The following is a 4,540-nucleotide window of genomic DNA, read 5'->3' on the forward strand; positions in this document are numbered from 1 at the left end:
TACGGAACCCTGGGCGTATCATATCAACTAGATAACCGGCAAGTAGGAAAATGATGGAATCAGTGCCAGCTTGTCAAAGCCGCAGTTGAGGAATTAGCCAAGCAAGGCATCCTAGCTAGCTCAGGTCGGATGGGTGGAATTTCCTCGCACTTGAGATCCAAAGCCGCCCGAAAGTAGTTACAGTCTGCGCCAGGCCGTGTGCGCCTGCTCCATCCGGCTACGTTCCAAAGGATCCGCATGTCCCTGCGTCGTCTTGCCCCTCGTCTTGCCCCGCGCCTGGGCCTGGCCGTTGGCCTGCTGTGCGCATGCGCCGCGCATGCGGCCGCGCCGGTGGCCGCGCATCGTTTGCTGCGCGTCACCCTGGGCGGCGCCACCGACCAGCCCGCCTCCGGGCGCCTGCTGGTGTTCGCCACCCTGGCCAAGGACGGCAAGGTCGAGGACGTGGATACCAACCCGTTCCGTCCCACCGCCACCGCGGTGGCCGCGCAGGAGGTCGCCGGGCTTGCGCCGGCGGCCAGCGTGCAGATCGATCTGGACAACATCGCCTACCCCAGCGGGTTTTCCGCGCTTCCGGCGGGCGCCTATCTGTTCCAGGCCGTGCTGGACCCGGACCACAGCTATGGCTACAGCGGCCGCGATGGCGGCGATCTGCTGAGCGAGGTCACCGCCGTGACCCTGGCCAAGGGCAAGCCGCTGCCGGCGCTGACCTTGAGCAAGCAGGTGCCGGTCTCGGACAATCCGTGGCAGGTCTCGCCGCGCGCGTCGCAGGCGGTGCGCGATGCGATGCCCGAAGCCAAGCTGCATAGCGCCGATGCCTCGATGGTGAGCCCATCGCTCAGCGCGTTCTGGGGCCGGCCGGTGTCGCTGCGCGCCCGTGTGCTGACACCGCCCGGCTACAACGCCAAGGCCGCCACGCGCTATCCCACCGTGTATGTCACGCATGGCTTCGGCGGTAGCTACAACCGCTTCGCCGGCAGCATTGCGTCCACCTGGAGCCTGATGGCGGCCAAGCAGATGCCGCCGATGATCTGGGTCTTCCTGGATCAGTCCACCCCCACCGGCACCCATGAGTTCGCCGATTCGGTCAACAACGGCCCGTGGGGCACCGCGCTCACCGAAGAGTTGATTCCGGCGCTCGAGCGCCAGTACAAGATGGACGGCAAGGCCAGCGGCCGCTTCCTGACCGGGCATTCGTCCGGCGGCTGGGCCACGCTTTGGTTGCAGACGCGCTATCCCAAACTGTTTGGCGGCACCTGGTCCACCTCGCCGGATTCCAGCGATTTCCGCAACTTTACCGGCCCGGATTTGTACGCGCCCAACGCCAACTTCTACCGCCGTGCGGACGGCAGCCAGTTCCCGCTGATCCGCGACCATGGCAAGGTGCTGGCCGATCTGGAAACCTTCGCCAAGCTCGAGCGCGTGCTCGGCCCATACGGCGGGCAGTTCACCTCGTTCGAGTGGGTCTTTTCGCCGCGCGGCGCCGACGGCCGGCCGCTGCCGATGTTCGACCGCGACACCGGCAAGGTGGATCCGGCCGTGGTGGCCTATTGGCGTACCCACTACGACATTTCCGCGCGCGTGGCCGCGCGATGGCCCACGCTCAAGCCGGATCTGGATGGGAAGATCCATCTGATCGTTGGCACCGCCGATACGTTCTACCTGGATGGCGCGGCGCATAAGTTCCAGGCGGTGCTGGATGGCCTGGGCGCCAGGAGCGATTTCCGCTATCTGGAAGGCCGCACCCACTTCGATCTCTATGCCGAGAGCGACGACAGCGACGCGCTGATGAAGAAGATCGCCGCAGAGATGTACGCGGTGGCGCGACCGAAGCGATGAGCGGCTGAGATCGCCGGGTTGCACGCAGCGCTACGTGCGTGCAACGCCTACCGCAATCGCACTGCGCCTGCCAGGTCGCATGCGCGGCGGTGCCGGTCGGGCGTCAGCCAGAGCGCGGCAATTCCCATTCCACCTGCTGGCGCAGCACCAGCAGCAGCACCTGGATGCGCCCGCCACGCACCATCGCCGCAGGCGTCTGGCCGTCGAGAGCATTCATGGGTTGGCGAAACCAGCGGATCAGCGCCTCGTTATTGCCACCGTTCAAGGCCCACGCGTGGCAGACGATTTCACCCAGGTTTTCGATGCCGGCGGTGCCAAGTAACTTCAGGTGCTCGGGGGTGAACGCAAACATCGACAGCACCAGCTCGGCGTCGGCCGCCTTGCCGTGGTCCACCTGCATCTGCTCGCTGTGCGCAGTGCTGTAAAGCGAGTCCCGCGCGCGAAAGTCTTCGGCGCGCCGCATGCCGGTCAGCACTGCTGCGATGAGGTCGGCGCGTTCCATGGGGTGTCCAGCTGAGTACGTGCGCGCACGCTAACCGGGTCGCTGCTGCCGCTCAATCGGGAGGCTCCTGACAGCCGCCAGGCGCGTCAGCGGCCGTTGCGTTATGCAGCGCGGCGCGGCGGCGCGGCACCGTCAGGTGGTCGAAGACATGCTGACCCGCTCGGCCAATGTCTGCCCCGGCCACAGCACCGAACGCACCACGCCCACCGTCAAGGCCGTCCCGGTCGGCGCGCTGCGCGTGATGCTGGAACGCGGCCTGGTCATGTGCCCCGACCGCCGCCTGGACGCCGCAGCACCGGCCGTGTTCTACGGCCGCCTGGGCGTGTTCGCCTGGAACCCGGAAGTGAAGGCCGGATCCACCGTCATCACCAAACAGATCGACAGCATGACCCGCAAGGACGAATACCCCACCGACACCCTGGCGTGGGATGCCAAGGGCACCGCGCTCAAGCAGCAGACCGTGCCGATGTTCGAACCCAGGCCGGGTGCGGCGGTGTTGTACAAGGTGCGTTGAGGCTGACGCGATTGCACGCGCGCTTCGGCGGCATCGGCCGGGCCGTCGCCGCCGCCGAGCCGCTGTTCGCAAATCTCATCGACCACACCGCGCACCGCGCGGGCGGCATTGAAGATGCTCTCGCCAAACACCGAGAGACTGGTGGCGTCCAGTGGCTTGCCACTGCAGACCGCCACCATGTCGCTCTGCGCGGTGATCGTGCGCAGCAGCGTATGGAACTTGTCGATCTGCTGCAGGGTGACGCCGAAGGTGAAGTGCTCCTCCTGCGTTTGCAGCGTGGCCGCTGGCGTGGCGCGTCGCCGAGCGGTGGTCGAAAGGGCTTTCGAAGCAGTCATGGCGTCAGTCCTCGACTTGAACGGACGGGATGTCCGCAAGGCCACCGTAGCGCGCTCTTTCGAATATCTGAAAATCAGATATTTCGCCTCAATTCCTTAGCGAAGCAGAGGCTCGCATCTCAAGCTGGCTTTATGGGTTCGACCGTCGCAGCGAAGTGCCGGGGCTCACCGGTCATCGGGTCATCGAATGCAAGCGTCTGCGCGAACAGCTGCAACGGCCGCTCCGGATCATCGGGCCGCTGGTCTTCCAGCTCTGGATAAAACCGATCGTGCAGGATCGGCGCGCCCAGCGCGGCCATGTGCACACGCAGTTGATGCTTGCGCCCGGTCACCGGCTCCAGCCGATACGTCCAGGTGTCTGCGTTGCGTGCGACCACCTCGATCACTGTCTCGCTGTTTGGTTCGCCCACGCCCTCGCGCATGCGAAAAAACGGCTCCCCCGGCTCCAACAGGCTGCGATGCACATGCGGAAATGTCAGCTGTGGCAGCGGTGGTGCCACTGCCAGGTAGTGCTTGCGGATGCGCCGCTCGCGAAACAGGGCCTGATAGATCCCGCGCGTGGCAGGGTTGACCGAGAACAGCACCAGCCCCGCGGTCTCGCGATCGATGCGGTGCAACGGCACCAGCGCCGGGTTGTCCAGCCGCCGCACCAGTCGCGTCAGCAACGTCTCGCGCACGTATGCACCGGCTGGTGCCACCGGCAAAAAGTGCGGCTTGCAGGCCACCACCAACTGCGCGTCGGCGTGCACGACTGTCTCGACGTACGGAATCACCGGCTCATCGGCGACCTCGCGGAAATAGCGGACGTCCGCACCCAGGCGATACGGTGCTGACAGCCCCAGGGCCTGGTCATTGGCATCGCGCACCAGGCCGCGTGCGAAACGATCGCGCCAACGCTCAGCGGTAATCGACGGAAAACACGCGCACAGCGCATCGAAGACCGAGACCCACGGGCCAGCAGGCAGCTGGAAGCGGCTGGCCGGTGTGCCATCGTGGGTGCGGGGTGCATCGGGCATTGCCGAGATCGCAACAAGATCGAGAGTGCAGCATGGTAACGCGCGATGCGGCGACGCAGTGCATGCAGCGTGGCGGTTGCATGCAGCACTGCAGCATCGGTTGATCGCTGCAGTCGCCGGCTTGCTCATGCGCGAAGCGATGTGCGCCCGCGCGATGGCAGCGCATCGACGCGTGGTGCTCTGGAACTTAGGGCAACGCTGATCAAGCCCCGTTCCCGCGTTTCGCGGGAGGTTGGATGCACATAGACGATGGGGCGCGTAGATCGCTTTGCCCATTCAGGGCAATCCCGGTGATCGAGGCCTCTGTTGGGAGGCCTCTGTGCTTCATGTGGGCAAC

The 4,540-nt window shown here is 65.7% G+C and carries 4 protein-coding genes and 1 pseudogene; 2 read left to right on the forward strand and 3 right to left on the reverse strand.

Translation table 11 applies throughout. The features are described 5' to 3' along the window. Nucleotides 1-237: 237 nt before the first annotated feature. Nucleotides 238-1,836, forward strand: coding sequence for an alpha/beta hydrolase (locus XAXN_RS19795; protein ID WP_054320783.1), 1,599 nt, complete (start codon nt 238-240; stop codon nt 1,834-1,836). Nucleotides 1,837-1,939: 103 nt separating this feature from the next. Here the strand turns inward: XAXN_RS19795 and XAXN_RS19800 are convergent, their stop codons facing one another. Next, nucleotides 1,940-2,338 carry an antitoxin Xre/MbcA/ParS toxin-binding domain-containing protein gene (locus tag XAXN_RS19800; protein WP_054320784.1) on the reverse strand — a complete coding sequence of 133 codons (399 nt, stop codon included), beginning with the start codon at nt 2,336-2,338 and terminating at the stop codon, nt 1,940-1,942. Nucleotides 2,339-2,441: 103 nt separating this feature from the next. Between XAXN_RS19800 and XAXN_RS19805 the strand changes: the two genes are divergently transcribed. After that, nucleotides 2,442-2,852, forward strand: coding sequence for a hypothetical protein (locus XAXN_RS19805; RefSeq protein WP_054320785.1), 411 nt, complete (start codon nt 2,442-2,444; stop codon nt 2,850-2,852). Between the two features lie 11 nt (nt 2,853-2,863). On the opposite strand, the pseudogene XAXN_RS23360 reads toward XAXN_RS19805, so the two are convergent. Both XAXN_RS23360 and XAXN_RS19815 read right to left on the reverse strand, forming a co-directional pair. After that, nucleotides 2,864-3,187 (reverse strand): annotated as a pseudogene (locus tag XAXN_RS23360) (hypothetical protein); the annotation flags it as partial. A 119-nt stretch (nt 3,188-3,306) separates the two neighbouring features. After that, nucleotides 3,307-4,203, reverse strand: coding sequence for an RluA family pseudouridine synthase (locus tag XAXN_RS19815; protein ID WP_054320787.1), 897 nt, complete (start codon nt 4,201-4,203; stop codon nt 3,307-3,309). Between the last annotated feature and the right edge of the window lie 337 nt (nt 4,204-4,540).

The sequence above is a fragment of the Xanthomonas axonopodis genome, assembly GCF_001304695.1.
Classification (GTDB): Bacteria; Pseudomonadota; Gammaproteobacteria; order Xanthomonadales; family Xanthomonadaceae; genus Xanthomonas; species Xanthomonas axonopodis.